Origin of the sequence: Streptomyces qaidamensis (assembly GCF_001611795.1) — a bacterium.
Lineage (GTDB): Bacteria > Actinomycetota > Actinomycetes > Streptomycetales > Streptomycetaceae > Streptomyces > Streptomyces qaidamensis.
On sequence record NZ_CP015098.1, the window covers coordinates 6,333,978 to 6,358,871 of the forward strand.

The 24,894-nt window shown below is 71.9% G+C and carries 21 protein-coding genes; 16 read left to right on the top strand and 5 right to left on the bottom strand.

The window, feature by feature from the left end:
• Positions 1–27: 27 nt before the first annotated feature.
• The 4 genes from A4E84_RS28245 (at position 28) to A4E84_RS45270 (ending at position 3,692) form a co-directional block, all read left to right on the top strand.
• Positions 28–1,008 carry a proline dehydrogenase family protein gene (locus tag A4E84_RS28245; protein ID WP_062929231.1) on the top strand — a complete coding sequence of 327 codons (981 nt, stop codon included), beginning with the start codon at positions 28–30 and terminating at the stop codon, positions 1,006–1,008.
• A gap of 54 nt (positions 1,009–1,062) precedes the next feature.
• Positions 1,063–2,694 carry an L-glutamate gamma-semialdehyde dehydrogenase gene (pruA, locus tag A4E84_RS28250; RefSeq protein WP_062929232.1) on the top strand — a complete coding sequence of 544 codons (1,632 nt, stop codon included), beginning with the start codon at positions 1,063–1,065 and terminating at the stop codon, positions 2,692–2,694.
• A gap of 74 nt (positions 2,695–2,768) precedes the next feature.
• Positions 2,769–3,311, top strand: coding sequence for a GNAT family N-acetyltransferase (locus A4E84_RS28255; RefSeq protein ID WP_062929233.1), 543 nt, complete (start codon positions 2,769–2,771; stop codon positions 3,309–3,311).
• Between the two features lie 249 nt (positions 3,312–3,560).
• Positions 3,561–3,692 carry a hypothetical protein gene (locus tag A4E84_RS45270; protein WP_104781486.1) on the top strand — a complete coding sequence of 44 codons (132 nt, stop codon included), beginning with the start codon at positions 3,561–3,563 and terminating at the stop codon, positions 3,690–3,692.
• Between the two features lie 53 nt (positions 3,693–3,745).
• Here A4E84_RS45270 and A4E84_RS28260 read toward each other — a convergent pair whose 3' ends face one another.
• Positions 3,746–5,326, bottom strand: a complete 1,581-nt coding sequence (locus tag A4E84_RS28260) for a purple acid phosphatase family protein (protein ID WP_062929234.1) — start codon at positions 5,324–5,326, stop codon at positions 3,746–3,748.
• Positions 5,327–5,480: 154 nt separating this feature from the next.
• On the opposite strand from A4E84_RS28260, the gene A4E84_RS28265 reads away from it, so the two are divergent.
• Together A4E84_RS28265 and A4E84_RS28270 are read left to right on the top strand one after the other, a co-directional pair.
• Positions 5,481–6,524 carry a 3-isopropylmalate dehydrogenase gene (locus A4E84_RS28265; RefSeq protein WP_062929235.1) on the top strand — a complete coding sequence of 348 codons (1,044 nt, stop codon included), beginning with the start codon at positions 5,481–5,483 and terminating at the stop codon, positions 6,522–6,524.
• A 243-nt stretch (positions 6,525–6,767) separates the two neighbouring features.
• Positions 6,768–7,856: a branched-chain amino acid aminotransferase gene (locus A4E84_RS28270; RefSeq protein WP_062929236.1), complete on the top strand. Its 1,089-nt coding sequence runs from the start codon at positions 6,768–6,770 to the stop codon at positions 7,854–7,856.
• Positions 7,857–7,921: 65 nt separating this feature from the next.
• Here the strand turns inward: A4E84_RS28270 and A4E84_RS28275 are convergent, their stop codons facing one another.
• The gene (locus A4E84_RS28275) at positions 7,922–9,352 is read right to left on the bottom strand and encodes a cytosine permease (protein ID WP_062929237.1); all 1,431 of its coding nucleotides are present in this window, start codon (positions 9,350–9,352) and stop codon (positions 7,922–7,924) included.
• Positions 9,353–9,467: 115 nt separating this feature from the next.
• Here A4E84_RS28275 and ureA point away from each other — a divergent pair, with 115 nt between their 5' ends.
• The 6 genes from ureA to cimA all read left to right on the top strand — a co-directional run bounded on the left by ureA (position 9,468) and on the right by cimA (position 16,859).
• A complete protein-coding gene (gene ureA / locus A4E84_RS28280; RefSeq protein ID WP_062929238.1) occupies positions 9,468–10,175 on the top strand; it encodes an urease subunit gamma in 708 nt (235 codons plus the stop codon).
• A complete protein-coding gene (locus A4E84_RS28285) occupies positions 10,172–11,884 on the top strand; it encodes an urease subunit alpha (protein ID WP_062929239.1) in 1,713 nt (570 codons plus the stop codon). The genes ureA and A4E84_RS28285 overlap by 4 nt, the downstream gene beginning before the upstream one ends.
• A gap of 9 nt (positions 11,885–11,893) precedes the next feature.
• Entirely contained in the window at positions 11,894–12,931 is a 1,038-nt protein-coding gene (locus A4E84_RS28290) for an agmatine deiminase family protein (RefSeq protein WP_062929240.1), read from the top strand.
• A gap of 8 nt (positions 12,932–12,939) precedes the next feature.
• Positions 12,940–13,539 carry a TetR/AcrR family transcriptional regulator gene (locus A4E84_RS28295; protein ID WP_062929241.1) on the top strand — a complete coding sequence of 200 codons (600 nt, stop codon included), beginning with the start codon at positions 12,940–12,942 and terminating at the stop codon, positions 13,537–13,539.
• Positions 13,540–13,705: 166 nt separating this feature from the next.
• A complete protein-coding gene (locus A4E84_RS28300) occupies positions 13,706–14,953 on the top strand; it encodes a TolB family protein (protein ID WP_062929242.1) in 1,248 nt (415 codons plus the stop codon).
• Positions 14,954–15,254: 301 nt separating this feature from the next.
• Positions 15,255–16,859, top strand: a complete 1,605-nt coding sequence (gene cimA / locus A4E84_RS28305) for a citramalate synthase (RefSeq protein ID WP_062929243.1) — start codon at positions 15,255–15,257, stop codon at positions 16,857–16,859.
• 35 nt (positions 16,860–16,894) lie between these two features.
• On the opposite strand, the gene A4E84_RS28310 is transcribed toward cimA, so the two are convergent.
• Positions 16,895–17,554, bottom strand: coding sequence for an SLATT domain-containing protein (locus A4E84_RS28310; protein ID WP_159029625.1), 660 nt, complete (start codon positions 17,552–17,554; stop codon positions 16,895–16,897).
• A gap of 149 nt (positions 17,555–17,703) precedes the next feature.
• On the opposite strand from A4E84_RS28310, the gene A4E84_RS28315 reads away from it, so the two are divergent.
• Positions 17,704–19,059 (top strand): hypothetical protein, encoded by a 1,356-nt coding sequence (locus A4E84_RS28315; protein ID WP_062929245.1) that lies wholly within the window; start codon positions 17,704–17,706, stop codon positions 19,057–19,059.
• A 98-nt stretch (positions 19,060–19,157) separates the two neighbouring features.
• The gene (locus tag A4E84_RS28320) at positions 19,158–19,406 is read left to right on the top strand and encodes a YdeI/OmpD-associated family protein (protein ID WP_418082224.1); all 249 of its coding nucleotides are present in this window, start codon (positions 19,158–19,160) and stop codon (positions 19,404–19,406) included.
• Between the two features lie 170 nt (positions 19,407–19,576).
• Here the strand turns inward: A4E84_RS28320 and A4E84_RS28325 are convergent, their stop codons facing one another.
• Both A4E84_RS28325 and A4E84_RS28330 read right to left on the bottom strand, forming a co-directional pair.
• The gene (locus A4E84_RS28325) at positions 19,577–20,362 is read right to left on the bottom strand and encodes a S1 family peptidase (RefSeq protein ID WP_062929247.1); all 786 of its coding nucleotides are present in this window, start codon (positions 20,360–20,362) and stop codon (positions 19,577–19,579) included.
• Positions 20,363–20,582: 220 nt separating this feature from the next.
• Entirely contained in the window at positions 20,583–21,197 is a 615-nt protein-coding gene (locus tag A4E84_RS28330; RefSeq protein ID WP_062929248.1) for a YceI family protein, read from the bottom strand.
• 340 nt (positions 21,198–21,537) lie between these two features.
• Here A4E84_RS28330 and A4E84_RS28335 point away from each other — a divergent pair, with 340 nt between their 5' ends.
• Positions 21,538–22,413, top strand: coding sequence for an SDR family NAD(P)-dependent oxidoreductase (locus A4E84_RS28335; protein ID WP_062929249.1), 876 nt, complete (start codon positions 21,538–21,540; stop codon positions 22,411–22,413).
• A gap of 93 nt (positions 22,414–22,506) precedes the next feature.
• Positions 22,507–24,879, top strand: coding sequence for a polysaccharide lyase 8 family protein (locus A4E84_RS28340; RefSeq protein WP_062929250.1), 2,373 nt, complete (start codon positions 22,507–22,509; stop codon positions 24,877–24,879).
• Positions 24,880–24,894 lie beyond the last annotated feature (15 nt).

Genomic DNA, 24,894 nt, shown 5'->3' on the forward strand with positions numbered 1-24,894 from the left:
ACGTTGCTTGTGCTCTGGAGGTGCCCCGTGCTGGGTCCCGTGATTCTCGCCGCGTCACGCAGCGACCGGATGCGACGCCTGATCTCGGCGGCCCCGGTGACCAAGCAGGTCGTCGACCGCTTCATCCCGGGCGAGGACGTCGACGACATCGTCCCCGTCGTCCGGGACCTCGCGGACCACGGCCTCGAACTGACGATGGACGTCGTCGGCGAGGACATCACCAACCCCGCGCAGGCCGCCGCCGCCCGGGACGCCTACCTGGAGCTCGTCGACCGCCTCAAGCCGCTGGAGCTCGGCACCCGCGCCGAGATGTCGGTGAAGCTGTCGATGTTCGGGCAGGCCCTCCCGTCGCCCACCGCCGCCCTGTTCGAAGGGCCCTCCGGGCCCACCCGCACCTTCCAGGACAGCCACGAGCTGGCCCTGAAGAACGTCCGCCCGGTCGTCGAGGCCGCCGCCGAGATCGGCACGACGGTCACGCTCGACGCCGAGGACCACTCCACCCTCGACTCGATGTTCGCCATCCACGAGGAGCTGCGGAAGGACTTCCCGCAGACCGGCTGCGTCATCCAGGCCTACCTCTTCCGCACCGAGGCCGACGCCCGCCGCCTCGCCGCGAGCGGCAGCCGGGTCCGCCTGGTCAAGGGCGCGTACAAGGAGCCCGCCTCGGTCGCGTACCAGGACAAACACGAGATCGACCGGGCATACGTCCGTATTCTGCGGACGTTGATGGACGGGGAGGGGTACCCGATGATCGGGTCCCACGACCCGCGCCTGATCGCGATCGGCCAGGAGCTCGCCCACCAGGCCGGGCGAAAGCTCGACGAGTACGAGTTCCAGATGCTCTACGGCATCCGCACCGACGAGCACCTGCGGCTGGCCGCCGAGGGCCACCGGATGCGCGTCTACACCGCTTACGGCACCGACTGGTACGGCTACTTCATGCGCCGTCTCGCGGAGAAGCCGGCCAACCTGCGCTTCTTCGCCCGTTCGATGCTCACCAAGGGCTGACAGCTCTACACGGGCTGAGACCGACACACCGCTCAGTAAGGAGTTACGGAAAACATGGACGCTGTGACCCAGGTCCCCACCCCCGTCAACGAGCCGGTGCACGGCTACGCCCCCGGCTCGCCCGAGCGGGCCCGGCTGGAGGCCAAGCTGAAGGAGCTGGCCGACAACCCCGTCGACCTGCCCTGCACCATCGGCGGCGAGAAGCGGATGGGCGGCGGCGAGGCCTTCCAGGTCGTCCAGCCGCACAACCACCGTGCCGTGCTCGGCACGTACCGCAACGCCACGCAGCAGGATGCCCAGGACGCCATCGACGCGGCCCTGGCCGCCGCTCCCGCCTGGCGTGCGATGTCCTTCGACGACCGCGCGGCGATCATCCTGCGCGCCGCCGAGCTGCTGTCCGGCCCGTGGCGCGAGACGCTCGCCGCCTCGACCATGCTCGGCCAGTCCAAGACCGCCCAGCAGGCCGAGATCGACACGCCCTGCGAGCTGATCGACTTCTGGCGCTTCAACGTCTCCTACGCCCGCAACCTGCTGGCCGAGCAGCCGCCGGCCAACGCCCCGGGCGTGTGGAACCGTCTGGACCACCGCCCGCTGGAGGGCTTCGTCTACGCGGTCACGCCCTTCAACTTCACGGCCATCGCGGGCAACCTGCCGACGGCCCCGGCCCTGATGGGCAACGTCGTCGTCTGGAAGCCGTCCCCGACGCAGACGCACGCCGCCGTGCTGCTCATGCAGCTGCTGGAGGAGGCCGGTCTGCCCAAGGGCGTCATCAACCTCGTCACCGGTGACGGCATCGAGGTCTCCAAGGTCGCCCTGGAGCACCGCGACCTCGCCGGCATCCACTTCACCGGCTCGACCCCCACCTTCCAGTACCTGTGGAAGACGGTCGGCAACAACATCGAGAAGTACCGCACCTACCCGCGCCTCGTCGGCGAGACCGGCGGCAAGGACTTCCTCGTCGCCCACCCGTCGGCCGACCCGGCGATCCTGAAGACGGCGTTCACCCGCGGTGCCTTCGAGTTCCAGGGCCAGAAGTGCAGCGCCACCTCCCGGGCGTACATCCCGGCCTCGATCTGGAACTCCGGTTTCAAGGAGGAGCTCGCCACCGAGGTCGACGGCATCAAGATGGGTGACGTCACCGACCTGTCGAACTTCATCGGCGCCGTCATCGACGAGCGTGCCTTCGCCAAGAACAAGGCCGCCATCGACCGCGCCAAGGAGGACGCCTCCTGCACGATCGTCGCGGGCGGCACGTACGACGACTCGGTGGGCTACTTCGTCCGCCCGACCGTCATCGAGTGCACCGACCCGGAGAACGAGGTCTTCCGCACCGAGTACTTCGGCCCGATCATCGCCGTGTACGTCTACGAGGACGACAAGTACGACGAGATGCTGACCCAGATGGAGTCCGTCTCCGACTACGCGCTGACCGGCTCGGTCATCGCCAACGACCGTGCGGCGGCCGCCTACACGGCCGACAAGCTGCGCTACGCGGCCGGCAACTTCTACATCAACGACAAGTCGACCGGTGCCGTCGTCGGCCAGCAGCCCTTCGGCGGCGGCCGGGCCTCCGGCACCAACGACAAGGCCGGCGCCCCGCAGAACCTGATGCGCTGGACCCTGACCCGCGCCATCAAGGAGACGCTGGTCCCGCCGACGGACTACACGTACCCGCACATGGGCTGACACCCCGCGGCGCACCGACGGGCCAGGTCGAAAAGACCTGGCCCGTCGCCATGTCCGGGGGAAAGACTGGGCCGATGACCACCCGAGTGCGCACCGTCCACACCGCCGACCTCAGCCCCGCCGAACTCGACACCGTCCGCCGCCTCCTGGACGCCGCGTTCGAGGGCGACTTCGGTGACGAGGACTGGGACCACGGCCTCGGCGGCATGCACGCCCTCGTCCACGACGGCTCGGGGCTCGCCGCGCACGGCGCGGTCGTGATGCGCCGGGTGCGGCACCGCGGCCGGTGGCTGCGCACCGGGTACGTCGAGAACGTCGCCGTCCGCGCCGACGCGCGCCGCACCGGCCTCGGCGGGCTGGTCATGGCGGAACTGGAACGCGTCGTCGACCGCGCCTACGACCTCGGCGCCCTCTCCGCGAGCGACGACGGAGCCCGGCTCTACACCTGCCGCGGCTGGCAGCCGTGGACCGGGGAGGTGCACGCCCTCAGCCCCCGGGACGGCATCGTCCGCCTCCCGGACGAAGAGGGCAGCACCTACGTACGGACAGCCCTGGCCGGTCCCCTCGACCCCGCGCACGCACTGCTCTTCGACTGGCGCGACGGCGACGTGCTCTAGAAATCACCGCAGGTCAGAGCGGTGTGACCCAGTCCACCGTCTCAGATAGTAGGAAGTCCGAGTAATTGTGGAGACAGACGCTCCGCGCTCCCTTAGCTTTGTAGGAGCCGAACGTCTCGCTCGACCAAGCGAATGGCGGTCGTGAGCCGGGCCCCGTGCAGGCAACCCCTGCGGCACCGCTCCCCGCCCCTTCCGGCGTCTCGTAACCCTCCCTGTTGCACTCCGTGCTGTCGAAGGAGTCGATTTCCCATGGCCGAGACGACCGTCCGCCGCCGAGTCCGTCACGTTTCCCGTACGACCGAGTCCGACCGCAAGAACGCAGCCGCCGCGCTCCAGCGCGCCCTCGACCGCAGGGACAACGGCGGATCCAGCGGCCACTGAGCCGCACACCGCACCAGGACCGGGAGCCGCCCGACGAGGCGCGGTGCGGGGCCTCACGCCCCGCGCCGCACCTCGAAGTGGTCGATCCGGGCACCGCTCGACGCCAGCGCCGACACCTTCAGTCTCGGCCTGGCGCCGCTCTCCGCCTCCACCGAGAGGAACGAGAAGCCGCGGTAGCGCACCCGCGACCACTGCGCCGACTCCGCCTTGGTGTCCCGGGGCCTGGTCCACCGGAACGTGGTGACCGGCTCGTGGTCGGCGGTGTTCCCCTCGTAGCTCTCCTTCACACCGTCGGGGAAGCCGTACAGCTCCTTGCCGCCGCCGCCCGCGGTGACGTACACGATCCCGTCCCGCCGCGGATCCGTCGTCCCGCCGACCGGCACCGGCCTGCCCACCTCACCGCCCCGGATCGCGTCGGTCCGCTCGTAGACGTGGTTGTGCCCGTTGATCACCAGGTCCACCTCGTGCCGGGCGAACAACGGCAGCCACTCGGCCCGCACCCCGCCGTCGGAGGCGTGCGTGGACGTCGAGTACGCGCAGTGGTGGAAGAAGACGACGATGAAGTCCACGTCCTTGGAGGACCTCAGCTCGCCGAGCTTGGCGTCCAGCCACTTCGTCTGCCTCCCCTCCGTGTAGCCGAAGTTGGCGGGGATCTCGTACGACACGTCGTTCGCGTCCAGCGCGACCACGCCCACGTTGCCGTACGTGAAGGCGTACACGCCCGGTGCCGTACGCGCGTCGAAGCCGCTGTCCGGCAGGGAGAAGCGGGCGAGCTGGCCGCCGTAGCCGTCCGGTGAGTACCAGGCCTCCATGTCGTGGTTGCCGGTCGTCACCATCCACGGCACCGACCTGGCCACCGGCTCGGTCTGCTTGAGGAACCGGTCCCACTGGCTCGCGTCGAAGACGTCCGACTCCTTGCCCTTGCCGGTCGGGTCGGCGTAGCAGATGTCGCCGGCGTGCAGATGGAAGACGGGCTCCCGGCGCAGCAGCGTACGGTCGTTGAGGGCCGCCTCGTCGCCCACGCCCTGGTCGCCGAACGCCGTGAACACGAACCGCTCCGGCGGGCGCGCGGGTGCCGTGCGGAAGGACGTGACGGTCCGCCGGTGTCGTGGGGAGGCCGGGTCGAAGCCCTCGTGGCCGACGCCGTAGTAGTACGTGGTGTCCGGGCGCAGGCCGTCCAGCGCGGCGTGCAGGTAGTACTGGTCGACCGCCGGCCGTACGCCCTTCAGCTCCGGGGTGTGCAGGTCGCGCAGCTCCGCCTCGATCTTCCGGCCGAGGTCGTCGGGACGCAGGCCCACCCGGACGTAGGGCTTCTTCACCGCGAGCGGCACCTGCCAGGAGATCCGCATCTGCGTCTTCGGGTCGGCGCCGAACGCGAGATGGCGGCCGAAGGGCGTGACGAGGGAGCCGGGCGCCGTCGAGGTGCCGGGCGACGGGCTCCCGGCCGTCGTGGCGCCGCCCTGCCCGGACCGGGAGCCGGAACCGGAGCAGCCGGTCAGCAGCCCGCCCGCCACCGCGCCCGCGGTCACCAGGGTGCGCCGCCGCGACAGTCGCGTCCGCAGGTACTCGTGCTGCTCCGCCATGCTCATCCGGCGGGCGAGCTCGGGCGGGATGCCGAAGTGGGGGATCTCCATGTCCGGTGAACTTCCCAGCGACGGCCAACGTCCCCACCACGTACGGGTGAACGCAAGCCGACGGACGCGTGCCGTCCCCCGGTCGGGTGCCGACCTGCTGTCCGCATCACGGACACCCCGTGTCATTCCATGGGACGAGGAGTAGGGTGCCCGCATGTCTCGCAGCATCAATCTCGCAGTGATCCCCGGTGACGGCATCGGCCAGGAGGTCGTGGCCGAAGGTCTCAAGGTCCTCTCCGCCGTCCTTCCGCAGGATGTGAAGCTGGAGACCGAGGAGTACGACTTCGGTGCCCGGCGCTACCACGCCACCGGTGAGACCCTCACCGACGCCGACCTCGACGCCCTGAAGCGGCACGACGCCATCCTGCTCGGCGCGATCGGTGACCCGTCCGTGCCCTCCGGCGTCCTGGAGCGCGGTTTCCTGCTCAAGCTCCGCTTCGCCTTCGACCACCACGTCAACCTGCGTCCGTCGAAGCTCCTGCCGGGTGTCGCCACCCCGCTCGCGGGCGAGCCGGAGATCGATTTCGTCGTGGTCCGCGAGGGCACCGAGGGCCCCTACACGGGCAACGGCGGCACGATCCGCAAGGGCACCGAGCACGAGGTCGCCACCGAGGTCTCCGTGAACACGGCCTTCGGTGTCGAGCGCGTGGTGCGTGACGCCTTCGCGCGGGCCCAGGCCCGGCCCCGCAAGAAGCTCGCGCTGATCCACAAGAACAACGTGCTGACCTTCGCCGGTCACCTGTGGACGAACATCTTCAACAAGGTGGCCGAGGAGTTCCCCGAGGTCACCACCGAGTACATGCACGTGGACGCGGCGACGATCTACCTCGTCACGCAGCCCGAGCGGTTCGACGTGATCGTCACGGACAACCTCTTCGGCGACATCGTCACCGACCTCGCCGCGGCCGTCTCCGGCGGCATCGGCGTGGCGGCCTCCGGCAACATCAACCCCTCCGGGGACTTCCCGTCGATGTTCGAGCCCGTGCACGGCTCGGCCCCGGACATCGCCGGCCAGGGCAAGGCCGACCCGACGGCCACCGTGCTGTCCGTCGCCCTGCTCCTGCGCCACCTCGGCTACGAGGCCGAGGCCGCCCGCATCGACGACGCGGTCACCGCCGACCTGTCGGAGCGCACCGGCAAGCCCGCCCGCTCCACCTCGGAGATCGGCGACGCGCTCGCCGTACGCGTAGCCGGCTGACCCGCCGCTGCACACCGCAAGCCGCCGGGTCGCTCACCGCGCCCGGCGGCTTCCGCATGTTCCCGCCGGGTGTCACCATCGACCACCGGGCCGCATTCACCCCGTTCCTTCCACCGACGCCCCCGGGCGATAATCGAACGCGAGGCCGCGGAATGAGGGAATGCTCGGACGTCCTAGCACTGGTCACCATCAGAGCAGTACCGAGCGCGGCCCGTCACTACAACCGGTGAAGGACATCAACCCATGACGACGCCCACGATCGAGCTCAAGCCCTCCGCCAACCCGCTCTCCGCCGCGGAACGTGAGGGGATCCTGGCCAACCCCGGGTTCGGCCGCCACTTCACCGACCACATGGTGACGATCAAGTGGACGGAAGGCCGTGGCTGGCACGACGGCCAGCTCGTGCCGTACGCGCCGATCTCCCTCGACCCCGCCACCACGGTCCTGCACTACGCCCAGGAGATCTTCGAAGGGCTGAAGGCCTACCGCCAGCCCGACGGCTCCGTCGCCACCTTCCGCCCCGAGAAGAACGCCGAGCGGTTCCAGCGCTCCGCCCGCCGGCTCGCGATGCCCGAGCTGCCGGTCGAGACGTTCATCGAGGCGTGCGACGCCCTGGTGCAGCAGGACAAGGCGTGGGTGCCGGCGCACGGCGGCGAGGAGTCCCTCTACCTGCGCCCGTTCATGATCGCCACCGAGGTCGGGCTGGGTGTGAAGCCGGCCAACGAGTACCTCTTCCTGGTGATCGCCTCCCCGGCCGGGGCGTACTTCCCCGGTGGTGTGAAGCCGGTCTCCATCTGGGTCTCCGAGGACCGGGTCCGGGCCGTCCCCGGCGGCATGGGCGACGCGAAGACCGGCGGCAACTACGCGGCGTCCCTGCTCGCGCAGGCCGAGGCCGCCACGAAGGGCTGCGACCAGGTCTGCTACCTCGACGCCGTGGAGCACACCTGGGTCGAGGAGCTGGGCGGCATGAACCTGTACTTCGTGTACGGGAACAAGATCGTCACGCCGACGCTCACCGGCTCGATCCTGGAGGGCGTCACGCGCGACTCCCTGCTCGCCGTCGCCCGTGACCTCGGGTACGAGGCGGAGGAGGGCCGGGTCTCGGTCGACCAGTGGCAGCGGGACTCGGAGAACGGGTCGCTGACCGAGGTCTTCGCGTGCGGTACGGCCGCGGTGATCACCCCGGTCGGTACGGTGAAGCGGGCCGGGGCGGAGTGGAAGCAGAGCGGCGGAGAGCCGGGCGAGGTCACGCTGCGGCTGCGTCAGGCGCTGCTGGATATTCAGCGGGGTACGGCCTCGGACGCCCACGGTTGGATGCACCGACTGGGCTGAGTGCTCCTGGGTTCCCGGGGGCTCCGCCCCCGGACCCCCGGGCCTGTGCCCACCCACCGCCCGAATCAGTCGGACACAGAAGCCGGTGCAGGGGCCTCGACCCCGGGTTCCGTCGAAACGGACCCCGGGGACGAGACCAGATACGCCACCCCTCCCACCACCCCCGACAGCAGGAAACTGCAGTCCACCCCGCCGGTCAGCGCCAGCAGCGGCCCCTCGTACGAGGGCAGGGACACCGCCAGGACCCCGACGGTCGCGCCGGCCGCCCAGGACGCGGTCGCCGGGACGTTCCAGCCGGCGCGGTACCAGTACAGACCGCCCCGGGCGCGGCGGTTGAAGACCTGGAGGGCGTCCGCGTCGTAGACACCGCCGCAGCGGGCGAAGCCGATGAGGGTGATGACGGCCCACGGTGTGCCGATGGCCGTCAGGAGCAGCACGAAGGACGTCATCGCGTCCTGCGCGGTCGAGTGGTAGTGCCCGGCGAAGACGCAGGCCGTGGCGACGGCCGCCACTACGTACGTCGCCCGGGCCCGGGAGGCGCGCGGCAGGATCGCGTCCAGGTCGAGGCCCATCGAGTAGAGCATCAGCCCGGCGTTGCCGACCGAGCCGGCCGAGGCCGCGAGGAGCAGCGGCACGAGGTACCAGGACGGGGCCGCGTCGACCAGCGGGCCCGCGTAGTCCAGGGCCGCCCCGGCCGCGTACGCCGTGAACGTACCGAAGAGCTGCGGCACCAGCAGCCCCAGCATCAGCCCCAGCCAGGTCGCGTGCAGCACCCGGCGGGAGGAGTGGCGGACCGGGGAGATGTAACGGGTGTAGTCGCCGAGCAGCGTGATGAAGGCGACCGGACCGGACAGCCCGGCGGCCACGGCCGCGAGCAGCCAGGTGGGCCAGAACCCGCCCAGCAGATAGCCGCCGGCCTCCGGCAGCGCGGCGGTGGTGAAGCCGGGGGCGTAGGCGATCACGCCCAGCGCCAGCAGGGCCGTCATGCCGAACGCCAGCACCCGTGAGATCGCCAGCAGCACCCGGTAGCCGTAGACGGCGCCCGCGACCGTGGCCGCGGCGAGCAGCCCGTAGACGACGCCGTACGACACCCCGCCCTGTGGCAGCCCCGCCAGCCGGCCCAGCACGCTCACCAGCACGTCGCCGCCGATCCACACGGTCAGCGCCGTGTAGCCGAGGGCCAGCAGCAGCCCGACGACCGAGCCGACCAGCCGCCCGCGGACCCCGAACTGGGCGCCGGAGGAGGTCGACAGATTGGTGCCGGTACGCAGCGACACCAGGGCCAGCGGGGCCGTGAACAGCACGCCCACCACCGTGCCCGCGAGCACCGCGCTGACCGAGGACCACCAGTCCAGGCCGAAGGACGGCGGGAGCCAGCCGAAGACGATCACGCCCAGGCAGAGGTTGGAGCCGAGCAGGATCGAGACGAGATCCCGCGGCCCGCTGGTGCGTTCCTTTTCGGGGATGGTGTCGACTCCGCGCTGTTCGATCGGCATGCTGGTCTCCCTCGGTTAGAGCGACGTTCAATGTGATGTGCCCAGTGCACCGTCGTCAACCTTTCGGGCGTGAGGAATTTACGTTTAGAGTGTTGCTCTAAATGGAGGGAGTGACATGCGGCTGACCCCGACCGAACGCGACCGGCTGCTGCTCTTCGGCGCCGCCGAGCTGGCCCGCGCCCGCAGGGCCAGGGGACTGAGGCTGAACGTCCCCGAGGCGACCGCGCTCATCGCCGACACGGTGTGCGAGGCCGCCCGGGACGGCAAGCGGCTCGCGGAGGCCGTCGAGGCCGCCCGGTCCGTCCTCGGAGCCGGTGACGTGCTGCCCGGTGTCGCCGACGTCGTCACCGAGGTGCACGTCGAGGCCGTCTTCGACGACGGCTCACGGCTCGCCGTCGTCTCCGACCCCATCGAAGGCGGCTCGGGGCCGGACGCCCCGGGCGCACTGCTGCCCGGGCCCGGGCACCCCGGGCCCGAGCCGGCCGTACGGCTGACCGTCACCAACACCGCGACCGTGCCGGTCTCCGTGACCTCCCACTTCCACTTCTTCGAGGCCAACCCGCGGCTCCGCTTCGACCGAGGCCGGGCCTACGGCATGCGGCTGGCCGTGCCCGCCGGGTCGTCCGTGCGGTTCGGGCCGGGGGAGGGTGCCGAGGTCGGGCTGGTTCCGATCGGGGGCGAGCGGATCGCGATCGGGTTCGCCGGGCTCGTCGACGGGCCGCTGGACGCGCCGGGCGTGAAGCGGGAGGCGCTGCGGCGGGCCGCCGCCTGCGGCTATCTCGGCGTACCGGAAACAGCAGCCGATCAGGAGGCCGAGCGATGAGCCGCCCAGGAGGCCACCCCGCCGAGGCCCGCAGCCTCACCCCGCACGAGTACGCCGCCACCCACGGGCCCCGCGCCGGCGACCGCATCCGTCTCGGCGACTCGGGGCTGGTCGTCGAGGTCGAGTCCGACTCCCAGCGCCCCGGCGACGAGTTCCTCGCCGGATTCGGCAAGACCGCCCGTGACGGGCTGCACCTGAAGGCCGCCGCGGTCCGGGAGACCTGTGACGTCGTGGTCAGCAACGTCGTCGTGATCGATGCCGTGCAGGGCATCCGGAAGGTGTCCATCGGCATCCGTGAGGGCCGGATCCACGCGATCGGGCGGGCCGGCAACCCCGACACCCTCGACGGGGTCGACGTGGTCGTCGGCACGGGCACCTCGATCGTCTCCGGCGAGGGCCTGGTCGCCACCGCCGGGGCCGTAGACACCCATGTCCACCTGCTGTCGCCGCGGGTCATGGAGGCCTCGCTGGCGTCCGGCGTGACCACGGTCATCGGGCAGGAGTTCGGGCCCGTGTGGGGCGTCGGCATCAACTCGCCCTGGGCGCTGCGGCACGCGTTCGGCGCGTTCGACGCCTGGCCGGTCAACATCGGTTTCCTGGGCCGGGGTTCGTCGTCCCGCCCCGCGCCTCTCGTGGAGGCCCTCGCCGAGGGAGGGGCGAGCGGCTTCAAGGTGCACGAGGACATGGGCGCCCACACCCGCGCCCTGGACACCGCGCTGCTCGTCGCCGAGGAGCACGACGTCCAAGTCGCCCTGCACAGCGACGGGCTGAACGAATGCCTGTCGGTGGAGGACACCCTGCGCGTGCTGGAGGGCCGGACGATCCACGCCTTCCACATCGAGGGCTGCGGCGGCGGGCACGTGCCGAACGTGCTGAAGATGGCGGGCGTGCCGAACGTCATCGGCTCCTCCACCAACCCGACCCTGCCCTTCGGCCGGGACGCCGTCGCCGAGCACTACGGCATGATCGTCTCGGTCCACGACCTGAAGACGGACCTGCCGGGCGACGCCGCCATGGCCCGGGACCGCATCCGGCCCGGCACCATGGGCGCCGAGGACGTCCTGCACGACCTGGGCGCGATCGGCATCACCTCGTCGGACGCGCAGGGCATGGGGCGCGCGGGCGAGACGGTCCGCCGTACGTTCGCCATGGCCGGGAAGATGAAGGCGGAGTTCGGCGCTCCGGACGACGGCCACGACAACGAGCGCGTCCTGCGCTACATCGCCAAGCTGACCATCAACCCCGCCCTCGCGCACGGGCTTTCGCACGAGGTCGGATCCATCGAGACCGGCAAGCTCGCCGACCTCGTGCTGTGGCGGCCCGAGTACTTCGGCGCCAAGCCGCAGCTCGTGCTGAAGGCCGGCTTCCCCGCGTACGGCGTGACCGGCGACCCCAACGCGGCGACCGACACCTGCGAACCCCTCGTCCTCGGGCCGCAGTTCGGCGCGTACGGGGCGACACCGGCCGAGATATCGGTGGCGTTCGTCGCGCAGGCCGCGCTCGACCAGGGGAACGACACCCTGCCCACCCGGCGCCGCAGGGTCGCCGTGCGGGGCACTCGCGGCATCGGCCCGGCCGACCTGCGCCGCAACTGCCGTACCGGAGCCGTCGACGTCGACCAGCGCAGCGGTCTGGTCACCCTCGACGGCGAACCGCTGCGCTCCGAACCCGCCGAGTCCGTCTCCCTCAACCGTCTCTACTTCCTCTGAGGATCAGCGATGTCCGCAGCCGCCGACGGCTTCCGCATGCCCGCCGAATGGGTCCCGCACGAGCGGACCTGGATGGCCTGGCCGGGCCCGAACGAGACCTTCGACGACCCCGGGGAGCTGGCCGCCGCCCGGGTCTCCTGGGCCGCGGTCGCCCGGGCCGTGCGCCGCTTCGAGCCGGTGACGGTGGTGTGCGGGCCGGGGCGGTCGGGCGAGGCGCGTGCGCTGCTGGGGGAGGGCGTCGACACGGTCGAGCGGGACCTCGACGACGCCTGGATGCGCGACATCGGACCCACCTTCCTGACCAACTGGAAGGGGGAACTGGCCGCCGTCGACTGGACGTTCAACGGCTGGGGCGCGCAGGAGTGGGCCCGGTGGGACCACGACGCGAAGATCGCCGGGTACGTCGCCGGCCTCGCGGGGGCGCGGACGTACGCCTCGAAGCTCGTCAACGAGGGCGGGGCGATCCACGTCGACGGCGAGGGCACGGTCCTGCTCACCGAGACCGTCCAGCTCGGCCCGGAGCGCAACCCGGGCTGGTCCCGCGAGCAGGTCGAGGCCGAGATCCACGCCCAGCTCGGCACCCGCAAGGCGATCTGGCTGCCGCGCGGCCTGACCGGCGACTACCCTCCCCACGGCTTCGGCACTCTGGGCCACGTCGACATCGTCGCGGCCTTCGCCCGCCCGGGCGTCGTCGTGGCCCACTCCCAGCCCGACCCCGCCCACCCCGACCACGAGGTGAGCCGGGAGGTCATCGGCCTGCTCAGGTCCCAGACGGACGCGCGCGGACGGCGCCTGGAGGTCGTCGAGGTCCCCGCCCCGACCGTCCTGGAGGCCGAGGGCCACTGGGCCGACTACTCCTACATCAACCACTACCTCTGCAACGGCGGCGTGGTCCTGTGCGGCTTCGACGACCCGCGCGACGAGATCGCGGCCGGCATCTTCCGCCGCCTCTTCCCCGAGCGGACCGTGACCCTGGTGGACGCCCGTACGATCTTCGCGGGCGGTGGAGGCATCCACTGCATCACCCAGCAGCAGCCGAGGACCTAGGAGCGCAGATGGCCGGTGGGCGCAGGCAGGCCCCGCCCCGCGAGGACGTCCTCGCCGCCGCCATGGAGATGATCGCCGAGCGCGGCCTGGAGAAGCTCACCATGGCGGCGCTCGGCCGCGAGGTCGGCATGAGCAGCGGCCACCTGCTCTACTACTTCGGCTCCAAGGACGAACTGCTGCTGCGCACCCTGGAGTGGAGCGAGGGCCGGCTCGGGGCCGAGCGGGGGCGCTTGCTGACCCGGACCGCACCCGCCCGCGAACGCCTCGACGCCTACGTCGACCTGTACGTCCCCGACAGCCACCGCGACCCGCACTGGACGCTGTGGCTGGAGGTCTGGAACCGCTCGCAGAATGCCGACGCCGACGCCCGCGACCGGCAGGCCGCCATCGAGGGCGCCTGGCACCGCGACCTCGTCGCCCTGCTCGCCGAGGGCATCTCGCGCGGTGAGTTCCGCCGGGTCGACCCGGACCGGTTCGCCACCCGGCTGCGGTCGCTGCTGGACGGCTTCTCCATCCATGTGGCGATCGGCCTGCGCGGCACCGACCGGACCCAAGTCCTCGGGCACGTGCGCGAGTTCCTGGCCGACAGCCTCCTCGCGGACACCTGAACGCCCGCCCGGGTTGTACTCAATACGACGGATTGACCCGGTGGGCCGTCGTGATGTTGGCTCTGGGAAGCCCTCGGCGCGGGGCCGGGGGAACCGCGTCCGCGCAGACACAAGGACACGAGGACGCGGGGACACGGGGACACGGGGAAAACAGGGGGAACAGCACATGACCAGCACCAGGAGGGCCACGTCCGGCGCGCTCGGCGTGGCCCTGGCCGTCACGCTCGGCGCCGCCGCCGCGCTGTCCGCGTCCGCCGCGCCCGCACCGGCGCCGCGGACGGAGAAGGCGAGCATCGCCCCGGACGGCACCGACGGCAACGGCCCCTCCGGCAGGCCGAGCCTGAGCGCCGACGGCCGCCATCTGGCCTTCGTCTCCAGCGCGGACAACCTCGTCGCCGGTGACACCGACGGCACCGCCGACGCCTTCGTCCGCGACCTGAAATCCGGCACGACCCGACTGGCCGGCGGCTCGGTGGACGGCTCCGTGGAGGACGTCGCCCTGAGCGGCAACGGCCGGTACCTGGCCTTCAGCGCCACCGACCCCGGCGACGGCCTGAGCCACATCTGGGTCGAGGACCTCAGGACCGGCGCGGTACAGCGCGTCAAGGACACCGTTGCCACCGGCTACGACACCGGCCGGCAGCCCGCCATCAGCGCCGACGGCCGCTACGTCGCCTTCGTGGCCCAGCAGTCCGGCCTCGGGGAGGGCGAGGACCGCTGGGGCCGCGTCTACCGCGTGGACCGCACCAGTGGCAAGGCCGTCCGCATCAGCCAGGTGCCCGCCGCCGGCGACCGCAGAACCGCCGCCGCCAACCCGTCCATCAGCGCCGACGGCAAGCGTGTCGGCTACCGGTTCTTCGTCCCGCACCCCGCCTCGGGCGACTGGAGCGACGCCTACGTCCGCGACGTCCCGAGCGGCGAGCTGATCCAGGCCGACCGGGCCCCGGACGGCCTGACCTCCGACGGGCAGAGCGAGTTCCCGCAGGTCAGCGCGGACGGCCGGTACGCGGTCTTCAACTCCCTCGACTCACGGCTCACCCCGGGCGACACCAACCAGGGGCACAACGCCTTCGTCCGCGACCTGAAGACGGGCGAGCTGCGCCGGATCGACGCCACCGACCCGGCCGCCTTCACCGCGTATCCGACTCTCAGCGCCGACAACCGCCACCTGGCCTTCGTCTCGGCCGACCCGGGCGACACGCACCGCACGACCCGGGCGTACGTACGCGACCTGCGCACCGGGCGCACCGTCCTGGCCAGCCCGGACGCCCAGGGCGGCCCGAACGACCAGAGCGTGTCCGCCCCGGTGATCGACCGCGACGGCCGCACCGTCGGCTTCGGCAGTTCCTCACCCGACCTCGTGCCCGGCGACACGTACGACACCTCGCACGTCTACGTCCGTCACATGAGGTGACCGACCGCATCCTGAGACAACCGTGAGCGAAGCGCGGGGGTTGTGCCAGACTGCCCCCGTGCTCTCGTTCGCCATGATTATTGGCAGCAGGCGCGCCGGTCCGCAGTGACCACCACGTACGACCAGGTACGGGTGGACACCGTCGTCCTCGACCCGCGCGCAGACCTCTCGCACCCGCGAGAGGTTTTTCGCATTTCTGGCCCACCCACAGCCGGAGGCGAGAGCGCGAGGGAGTATGTGAGGGCGGTGGAGCCGGTCATTCCGGTACGACCGAGATCCCATCCTCAGGAGCCTTGAGACCATGACCGCTACCAGCGACCTCGACGATTCGTTCCACGTCTTCGACACCACCCTGCGCGACGGCGCCCAGCGGGAGGGCATCAACCTCACCGTCGCCGACAAGCTGGCCATCGCACGGCACCTGGACGACTTCGGCGTGGGCTTCATCGAGGGCGGCTGGCCCGGCGCGAACCCCCGGGACACCGAGTTCTTCGCCCGCGCCCAGCAGGAGATCGACTTCCGGCACGCCCAGCTCGTCGCATTCGGCTCCACCCGCCGCGCCGGCACCACCGCCGACCAGGACCCGCAGGTCAAGGCGCTCCTGGAGTCCGGCGCCCCGGTGATCACGCTCGTCGCCAAGTCGCACGACCGCCATGTCGAACTCGCCCTGCGCACCACCCTGGACGAGAACCTGGCGATGGTCCGCGACACCGTGTCCTTCCTCAAGGAGCAGGGCCGCCGCGTCTTCATCGACTGCGAGCACTTCTTCGACGGCTACCGGGCCAACCCCGAGTACGCCAAGGCGGTCGTCCGCACGGCGTCGGAGGCCGGCGCGGACGTCGTCGTCCTGTGCGACACCAACGGCGGCATGCTCCCGGCCCAGATCCAGGCCGTCGTCTCCACGGTCCTCGCCGACACCGGCGCCCGGCTCGGCATCCACGCCCAGGACGACACGGGCTGCGCCGTCGCCAACACCCTGGCCGCCGTCGACGCGGGCGCGACGCACGTGCAGTGCACGGCCAACGGCTACGGCGAACGCGTCGGCAACGCCAACCTCTTCCCGGTCGTGGCGGCCCTGGAGCTGAAGTACGGCAAGCGGGTCCTGCCCGAGGGGCACCTGCAGGAGATGACGCGCATCTCGCACGCCATCGCCGAGGTCGTCAACCTCACCCCCTCCACGCACCAGCCCTACGTCGGCCTCTCCGCCTTCGCCCACAAGGCCGGACTGCACGCCTCGGCGATCAAGGTCGACCCGGACCTGTACCAGCACATCGACCCCGAGCAGGTCGGCAACACCATGCGCATGCTGGTCTCCGACATGGCCGGACGCGCCTCCATCGAGCTCAAGGGCAAGGAACTCGGCATCGACCTCGGCGGCGACCGCGAGCTGGTCGGCCGGGTGGTCGAGCGGGTGAAGGAACGCGAGCTCAAGGGCTACACGTACGAGGCGGCCGACGCGAGCTTCGAACTGCTCCTGCGCGCCGAGGTGCAGGGCATGCCGCTGCGCTACTTCGAGGTCGAGTCCTGGCGCGCCATCGTCGAGGACCGGCCCGACGGCTCCCACGCCAACGAGGCCACGGTCAAGCTGTGGGCCAAGGGCGAGCGCATCGTCGCCACCGCCGAGGGCAACGGCCCGGTCAACGCCCTGGACCGGTCCCTGCGCGTGGGCCTGGAGAAGATCTACCCCCAGCTCGCCAAGCTGGAGCTGGTGGACTACAAGGTCCGCATCCTGGAGGGCAAGCACGGCACCAACTCCACGACCCGCGTGCTGATCTCCACGTCCGACGGCACGGGCGAGTGGTCGACGGTCGGTGTCGCCGAGAACGTCATCGCCGCGAGCTGGCAGGCCCTGGAGGACGCGTACACCTACGGGCTGCTGCGCGCGGGAGTCACACCGGCGGAGTAGCCGCGGCCCGGCCGGGCCGGGTCCCGGGGCGCGTGTCACATCGCCGTGTCCCGGGACCGCGGGACCGGGACCTCGCCGCCCCGGTCGCGGCCGGGGGTCCGGTCGAGGCGGAAGAGCCCCGCCGTGTGGGGGCGCTGGCCGGAGGCGCTGGTGGTGGAGCGGGTCAGCTCCTCGACGCCGTCGGCCAGATAGCCGACCCACGCCGTGCCCTCGTCCTCGATGATCCGCTGCGCGTCGGCCCGCAGCCGCTCGATCACCCCGAGCAGGGCGGCCTGCTCCTTGTCGCTGGGGGAGTCGGTGGTCCGCAGGAACGCCTGCGCCCAGTCGGACTGCGCCTTCTTGAGGATCTGCTGCAACGCCAGCTCCGCTCGGATGTAGCGGGTCCAGGACGCCGAGAACCCGAAGATCCGGTCGAACAGCACGCAGCCCGCTCCGCCGGCCAGGAACACGAAACCCCACTCGGGCTGCACGGCCGTGGGCGCGGCCGCGTGCACCAGCGGCGTGATCGTGCCGACGATGCCCAGCAGCGTGGCGAGCGCCCGCAGCGAGCGCGACCACAGCGACGGTCCGCGGCGCCGCGCCAGATACCAGCCGATCGCCGACGTCACCTCCGCCTCGGCATGCCGGAACAGCTCCCACAGCAGGTCGGCCCGCGTGCGCGAGCGGTCCAGCTCGGTCAGTTCGGACACCGTCATGTCCGCGGCCCTGCGTCTTCCGAACATGCCCCTGTTACCGCCCCTCCTGGATGGCCCATGGCCAGAGGGCATCCTAGGCCCAGCCGCGGCCACAAATCCCTGCCTCGACGGATAACCCTTTATGGGTAGTTTCGGGTAGCTTCGAATATATGAAGGCCGCACTGGTGCGTACCGTCGTACGTCTGCTGATCGTGCCGGTTGCCGCCGTACTGGCGGTGCTGCTGGCCGGTGCGCCGGGTGCGCACGCGGTCACCGACCTCTCGGAGGTCGCCCAGGCACTGCGGGAGAACCCCGTCTACGTCGATCCGGCCGTCTCCGGGCAGCTGGCGGCATCGGACGCCGAGGCGCTCGCCGACAAGATCAAGGACGCCGACAAGCCCGTCTTCGTGGCGGTCCTCCCCGCCGGCTACCCCACGCAGGACCTCTTCCGGAACCTGCGCACCGAGACCGGCATCACCGGCCTCTACGGCATCCACCTCGGTGACCGGTTCGACGCCCGTGCCGACAGCTCGGTGATGAGCCGGCAGGCGGTGTCCAACCTGGTCACGGCCGTGCAGGACGCGGGCGACACCAAGGCCCAGCTGAACGACTTCGTCGACGACGCCCTGCGCAACGTGGGCGGTTCGGCGCCGAGCAGCTGGAGCGACGGCTCGGGCACCGACGTGCCGGTCGGCGGCCTGATCACGGTCGGCGCCCTGGTCGCGGCCGGCGGCGCGGGCGCCTACGCCCTGGCCCGCCGCAACCGGCGCCGCCACGAGGAGGAGCAGCGGGCCGCGCTGGAGAAGCTGCGGGTGGTCGTCGACGAGGACATCACCGCGTTCGGTGAGGAACTGGACCGCCTCGACTTCCACCCCGGGGAGCCCGGCGCCGACGACGCGATGCGCACCGACTACGAGCGTGCCCTGGACTCCTACGAGCGGGCCAAGTCCCTGATGGCGGCCGCGGTGAAACCGGAGGACGTCCGGCCCGTCACCCAGGCCGTGGAGGACGGCCGGTTCTCCCTGGCCCGGCTCGCGGCCCGCCGCGAGGGCGGCGCCCTGCCGGAGCGCCGCCCGCCCTGCTTCTTCGACCCGCGCCACGGCCCCGCCGTCGCCGACGCCACCTGGACGCCCCCGGGCGGCGCAGCCCGCGAGGTCCCGGTCTGCGCGGCCGACGAGCGGCGTCTCGCCGAGGGCCGCGACCCGGCGATCCGCGAGGTCGACACCGACTACGGCCGCCGCCCCTACTGGGAGGCCGGACCGGCGTACGGCCCCTGGGCCGGCGGCTACTTCGGCGGCGGCCTGCTGCCCGGCCTCCTCGTCGGCACCATGCTCGGCAGCATGATGGCCGGCCCCGCCTACGCGGCCGACTACGGCTCGGGCTACGGCGACTTCGGCGGCTACGAGGGCGGCGACGTCTCCGGCGCGGACTTCGACACCGGCGATTTCGGTGGCGGTTTCGGCGGCGGGGACATCGGCGGGGGTGGAGGCTTCGGCGGTGGAGGGGACTTCGGGGGCGGATTCTGATTCGGGCAGGACCCGGTCGCCCGGGTCCACCGGTTCTCCTCCGGCTCCGCCCGGAACTGACCGCCGCCGGGCGGATGCGGCCCGGCGGCCGCGCGGAGGTGGCGTCCGCCCTGGCGGACGGCCGGTGGGATGCGGCGTACGCGTCCCAGAAGGAGGCGGAGGTCCCGGCCGACCTGGCGGCGGCCCTGGCCCGCAGCCCCCGCGCCGCCGCGGCCTTCGCGACCCTGGGCCGCACGGACCGCTACCTGGCGATGCTCGGCGTGCTCCGGGCCAGGACGACGAGAAGCCGCGCTGCGCAGGTGACGGCGACGGTGAGGAACCTGGAGGCCCGGGCCTCGACCCGCTGAGCCTGCTGGAGCGCACCGGTGGGAGCACTGTGGGCTCGCGGGCCGCGTCGGCCACTCGGGCATGCCCGGCACCCACCGGCCCGGGAACGACCGGCGTGGCGACCGCCACCTGTCCGCCGCACCGGACGGGCCCGACACCGCAGCGGCGTCGGGCCCTGAAAAGCCGTCGGTCAGAGGGTCGACGCCGCCGAGGCGATGGCGGGGGCGAAGGTGGAGACCTCCGTGTAGACGCCGGGAGCCTCGGGCCGGGCGCAGCCCTCGCCCCAGCTCACGATGCCGACCTGGATCCAGCCGCCGGCGTTGTCCTTGCGGAACATCGGGCCGCCGGAGTCGCCCTGGCAGGTGTCGACGCCGCCCGCGTCGAAGCCGGCGCAGATCTCCTCGTTCGCGACGAGGCCGCTGTACAGACCGCCGTAGGCCTTGCACGCGGCGTCGCTGACGAACGGCACGGTCGCCTTCAGGAGGTAGCGCTGCTGGGAGCCGCCCTCGCGGTTCGCGCCCCAGCCGGCGACGGTGAAGTCACCGGTGTTGTACTGCGAGGTCGTGGCGATCTTCAGCGTCGGCAGGTTGATGGGCTGGGCGAGCTTGATGAGCGCCCAGTCCTTGCCGGTCCCGTTGTAGCCGGGGGCGCGCAGCACCTTGGTGGAGCGGACCTGGACCCGGCCGCTGGTGGACTGCAGGTCGACGACCCCCGCGGTGGCGGTGATGCCCGTGTTGTTGCCGGAGCGGCCCACGCAGTGCGCGGCCGTGAGCACGATCTGCTGGGTGTAGAGCGCGCCGCCACAGCCCATGGAGAGCCGGACCATGAACGGGAACTCGCCCTGCGCGGCCCGGGTCCCGCCGACGACGGGCGACGGCGCGGCCTGCGCGGCGGAAACGGGCTGGAGGCTGGCGATCGCGAGCGCGGCGGCGCCGAGGGCCGCGCATCTCTTGAGAGCCGTGAGGAGTCTCTTCAACGTGATGCCTTCCGTGGGGGGGTTGACTGGGGAGGTGCAACCGAAGCATCAGATTGACGAGTGCATGACAGCAGCAGGGGCAAAAAGAACGTCCATGTGCTGGCATGGACTGGTCAAAATATCGCTGCTGGATTATGAGAACGCCGACAGTCTTTGCACAAGGGTCGGGAACCGGCCAGACCGGCCCGGGGGTGAGGTCACCGGGCCGGTCCCGCGAGGCTCACGCGTTCCGGATGGCCGAGATGTCGAAGTTGAGCTTGATCTTGTCGGAGACCAGGACGCCGCCGGTCTCCAGCGCGGCGTTCCAGGTCAGGCCCCACTCGGAGCGCAGGATCTCCGCCTTGCCCTCGAAGCCGACGCGCTCGTTGCCGAAGGGGTCCTTCGCGGCGCCGTTGAACTCCAGGTCGATGGCGAGGGGGCGGGTGGTGCCGAGGATCGTCAGCTCGCCGGTGATCCGGTAATCGTCACCACCGAGCGCCTCCGCCTTGGTGGAACGGAACGTCATGGCCGGGAACTCGTCCGCCTTGAAGAAGTCCGCGCTCTTGAGGTGGCCGTCGCGGTCGTCGTTGCCCGTGCTGATGCTGTCCATCACGACGTCGATGGAGGCCGTCGACCGGGACGGGTCGCTGCCGTCGAGGTGCAGCGTGCCGGTGAAGTCCTGGAAGCCGCCCTTGACGTTGGTGACCATGGCGTGCCGGGCGACGAAGCCGATCGTCGAGTGCGCGGGGTCGATCGTGTAGTCGCCGGTCAGGGCGGCCGGCTCGGGGGTCACGGCACCGGTGGCGGTGGCGGTGGCGGTGGCGGTCTGGGCGTCGTTGCGGCTGAAGATGCTCATGGTGTGTACGCCTCCTGGGTAGGATGTTGAATCTTTAACTACTCCAACGCGACCCACCGTAGACCTATTCCGTTCAATGTTCAACATCTTTGGGAGTGTGTCGGCCCGTACGCCCGCTTGGCCGAATCCCCCGGCCCGCGGGAGTGGTCCTGCCGGATGCGGCGCACCGCGCCCCGGCACGCGGTCGTCCCACGGCCCGGAGCCCGACGGAGCCGGGCCACCCGGCCCTCGCCGGCACACCCTGCGGTGGCGGCGTCCGGCGAGACGGGGTTCCGTTTTCAGTGACCGTATGGAGACAGACGAGACCACGGCGGACGCACAGCGCAGGGGAGAGCGACTCGTGACACTCACCGGCTCCGGCTCGGCCTACGACCCACCGGCGGATCCCGCCCCGCGCCGCTCCACCGCCCCCGTCCCCGCCCGGGTGAACCAGTACGGACCGCCGCGACGTCTCGACCGGCGCGTCGCCCTGGTCACCGGAGCCTCCTCCGGCATCGGGGCGGCCACGGCCCGGCGGTTCGCGATGGACGGCTGGCAACTGCTCCTCAGCGGACGCGACCGGCACCGCCTGGAGCAGACCGCGTCCGGCACCACGGCCGTCGTACTGCCCGCCGACCTCGCCGCCCCCGACGGCCCGCGCCTGCTGGCCCAGTCCGCGCTGCACACCACCGGCCGGATCGACGTCCTGGTCGCCGGAGCGGGCATGGGCTGGGCAGGCCCCTTCGCCACCATGCCGCACACCGACATCGACCGGGTGCTGACCCTGGACCTCAACGCCACCCTCCACCTCGTGCGCGAGGTACTGCCCTCCATGATCTCGGCGGGACGCGGCCGCGTGGTGCTGCTCGGCTCGGTCGCCGGCTGCGTGGGCCTGCGGGAGGAGGCGGTGTACTCCGCCGCCAAAGCAGGCCTGGCCGCCTTCGCCGAGGCGCTGCGCCAGGAACTGCGCGGCACGGGCGTGGGCGTGACCTTCGTCGTGCCCGGAGCCGTCGACACGCCCTTCCACACCCGCCGCAGCAGGCCCTACGACGGCACCCGCGCCGGCCTCCTCTCGCCCGGCAGCGTCGCCGGCACCATCTGGGAGGCCGTCCGGCAGAACCGTGACGAGGCCTACGTCCCCACCTGGCTGACCGTCCCCGGCCGGGTCCGCGGCCTCGCGCCGGGCCTGTACCGCCGCCTGCTGAACCGCTTCGGCCAGGGACTGCCGTCTGGATGACAGCTCAGCGCTCCCGCCCGCCGTTCCCCCGTTCCGGTCACTCCGGCCGAATCCACCGTTCAGGTGACCGCCTCCGCGTGGTAGGGCAGGGGCATGAGTCCCCAGCGCCGCGTCTTCCCCCGTCGTACGGCCGGGGCCGCCGCCCTGCTCCGCCCCAGCCGCCGCGCGCTGCTGCTGGCCACCGCGGCCCTGGCGGCGACCGGGAGCGCGGCCCCCGCGGGCAGGGGCACCGACGCGCCGGGCGATCCGTACGACACCCTGCGCGGCCGCTGGCTCGGCATCGCGCTCGGCACCGGCTACGACCCGACGGCCGAGCCCTACGCCGCCCGCCTCGCCGAGACCGGCGCACTCGCCCGCGACCTGCACACGAGCATGGCCCCGGCGGCGGATTCCCTATGGCCCGGCCACCCCTTCGACCCGCCGGCCGGCATCACCCTCAGCTACGGCCGGCTCTGGACCATGACCCGGGCCTACCTCCAGCAGGGCACCGGCTCCACCGCCGACCCCGCCCTCCTCGACGGCATCCTGCGCGGCCTCGACCACCTCTCCGCCACCGTCTACAACCCCGCCACCACCCGCTACGGCAACTGGTGGGAGTGGCAGATCGGCAGCCCCCGCCTGCTGACGGACATCACGGCCGCCCTGTACGAGGAGCTGGGAGAGGCCCGCGTCCGTGCCGCCTGCGCCGCGGTCGACCACTTCGTCCCCGACTCGGCCCTCGCCGACTACAGCGGCACCTCCACCGGCGCCAACCGCGTCGACCTGTGCCGCTCCGTCGTCCTGCGCGGCATCCTCGGCCGCGACCCCACCAAGATCGCCCTCGCCCGGGACGCCCTCTCCCCGGTCTTCCCGTACGTGACACGGGGCGACGGCCTCTACGCCGACGGCTCGTTCGTGCAGCACACCTGGGTCGCCTACTCGGGCACGTACGGCCAGGTCGTGCTCGACGGGCTCGGGCGGCTCTTCGCCCTGCTCGCGGGATCCGACTGGGAGGTCACCGACCCGAACCGGCAGATCGTCCTCGACAGCGTCGAGCGCGCCTACGCCCCGCTCATCCATGACGGGCTCGTCATGGACAGCGTCAACGGCCGGGCCATCAGCCGCGGTCACCTCACCGCCGACGACCGCAAGATCCTGCGCGGCGACCACTACCACGGCCACCAGCTCATCGCCGCGATCGCCCTGCTCGCGGCCGGTGCGAGCCCCGCGGAACGCACGCGCTGGCACGCCCGCGTCAAGGGCTGGATCGAACGGGACACCGTGAGCCCGATGCTGACGGCTCCCCAGTTCGGCGTCGCCGACCTGGCCCGGCTGCACGCCATCGCACGCTCACCCGTCCCGGCCGCGCCCGAACCCCCCGGTCACCACCTTTTCGCCGCCATGGACCGCGCCGTCCACCGCGGCCCCGGATTCACCGTGAACATCGCCATGGCCAGCGACCGCATCGCCCACTACGAGTGCGGCAACGGCGAGAACCCCCGCGGCTGGCACACCGGCGCCGGCATGGTCAGCTGGTGGGCCGAGGGCACCGGCGACCAGTACACGGACTGGTTCTGGCCGACCGTCGACTGGTACCGCCTGCCCGGCACCACCGTCTCGACCAAGCGGCTCGCCGACCGCGAAGGCGGCGAGTGGGGCACGGCCCGTCCGGACGCCCGCTGGGTCGGCGGCACCACCGACGGCACCTGCGCGGCCCTCGGCCAGCATCTCAAGGGCCTCGGCTCCACCCTCGAAGCCCGCAAGTCCTGGTTCTGCGTCGCGGACGCGGTGATCTGCCTGGGCGCCGGGATCACCTGCTCCGACGGCGTCCCGGTCGAGACGATCGTCGACAACCGCAACCTCGGCGCCTCCGGCACCCAGCGCTTCGTCAAGGGCCCGAACTGGGCCCATCTGGAGGACCACGGCGGCTGGATCCTGCTCGGCCGCGAGCCGAAGGCGCTGCGCGAGGACCGTACCGGCGCCTGGTCCGACATCAACACCGGCGGCACGCCGGAGCGGCGCACCCGCCGCTGGCAGACCCTCTGGCTCGACCACGGCACCGACCCCGAGGACGCCACGTACGCCTACGTCCTGATGCCCGGGGCGTCCCGCCACGCGGTCGCGCGCCGTGCCACCGACCGCCGCTGGCTGTCGGTCCTCGCCAACGAGCCCGGCCGCCAGGCGGTCAGCGTGCCCTCCCTCGGCTGTACGGCCGCCACCTTCTGGCGGGCGGGGACGGCGGGCCCGCTCTCCGCCTCCGGCGGCGCGAGCGTGCTGGTGGTCCGCCGGGACCGTACCGCTACCCTCTGCGTGAGCGAACCGCCCCGTACGGGCGAACCGCTGGAGGTCGTCTGGGACCACCCGGTCCGCCGGGTCGACCGCGCGGACGAGACGGTCGAGGTGCTCTCCACAGGCCGCCGGCTGCGCGTGCGCGTCACTCCGGGGGAGGCATGTGCCACCCACGTCTGTGAGGTGACTCTCGCCTGACCGCTTTGTGCGACC

What these genes read in the sequence shown, in the direction of transcription:
- pruA (WP_062929232.1), top strand. Translation starts at nt 1,063, where the DNA reads ATGGACGCTGTGACCCAGGTCCCCACCCCCGTCAACGAGCCGGTGCAC.
- A4E84_RS28255 (WP_062929233.1), top strand. Translation starts at nt 2,769, where the DNA reads ATGACCACCCGAGTGCGCACCGTCCACACCGCCGACCTCAGCCCCGCC.
- A4E84_RS45270 (WP_104781486.1), top strand. Translation starts at nt 3,561, where the DNA reads ATGGCCGAGACGACCGTCCGCCGCCGAGTCCGTCACGTTTCCCGTACG.
- A4E84_RS28260 (WP_062929234.1), bottom strand. Translation starts at nt 5,326, where the DNA reads ATGGAGATCCCCCACTTCGGCATCCCGCCCGAGCTCGCCCGCCGGATG.
- A4E84_RS28265 (WP_062929235.1), top strand. Translation starts at nt 5,481, where the DNA reads ATGTCTCGCAGCATCAATCTCGCAGTGATCCCCGGTGACGGCATCGGC.
- A4E84_RS28270 (WP_062929236.1), top strand. Translation starts at nt 6,768, where the DNA reads ATGACGACGCCCACGATCGAGCTCAAGCCCTCCGCCAACCCGCTCTCC.
- A4E84_RS28275 (WP_062929237.1), bottom strand. Translation starts at nt 9,352, where the DNA reads ATGCCGATCGAACAGCGCGGAGTCGACACCATCCCCGAAAAGGAACGC.
- ureA (WP_062929238.1), top strand. Translation starts at nt 9,468, where the DNA reads ATGCGGCTGACCCCGACCGAACGCGACCGGCTGCTGCTCTTCGGCGCC.
- A4E84_RS28285 (WP_062929239.1), top strand. Translation starts at nt 10,172, where the DNA reads ATGAGCCGCCCAGGAGGCCACCCCGCCGAGGCCCGCAGCCTCACCCCG.
- A4E84_RS28290 (WP_062929240.1), top strand. Translation starts at nt 11,894, where the DNA reads ATGTCCGCAGCCGCCGACGGCTTCCGCATGCCCGCCGAATGGGTCCCG.
- A4E84_RS28295 (WP_062929241.1), top strand. Translation starts at nt 12,940, where the DNA reads ATGGCCGGTGGGCGCAGGCAGGCCCCGCCCCGCGAGGACGTCCTCGCC.
- A4E84_RS28300 (WP_062929242.1), top strand. Translation starts at nt 13,706, where the DNA reads ATGACCAGCACCAGGAGGGCCACGTCCGGCGCGCTCGGCGTGGCCCTG.
- cimA (WP_062929243.1), top strand. Translation starts at nt 15,255, where the DNA reads ATGACCGCTACCAGCGACCTCGACGATTCGTTCCACGTCTTCGACACC.
- A4E84_RS28310 (WP_159029625.1), bottom strand. Translation starts at nt 17,554, where the DNA reads ATGACGGTGTCCGAACTGACCGAGCTGGACCGCTCGCGCACGCGGGCC.
- A4E84_RS28315 (WP_062929245.1), top strand. Translation starts at nt 17,704, where the DNA reads ATGAAGGCCGCACTGGTGCGTACCGTCGTACGTCTGCTGATCGTGCCG.
- A4E84_RS28330 (WP_062929248.1), bottom strand. Translation starts at nt 21,197, where the DNA reads ATGAGCATCTTCAGCCGCAACGACGCCCAGACCGCCACCGCCACCGCC.
- A4E84_RS28340 (WP_062929250.1), top strand. Translation starts at nt 22,507, where the DNA reads ATGAGTCCCCAGCGCCGCGTCTTCCCCCGTCGTACGGCCGGGGCCGCC.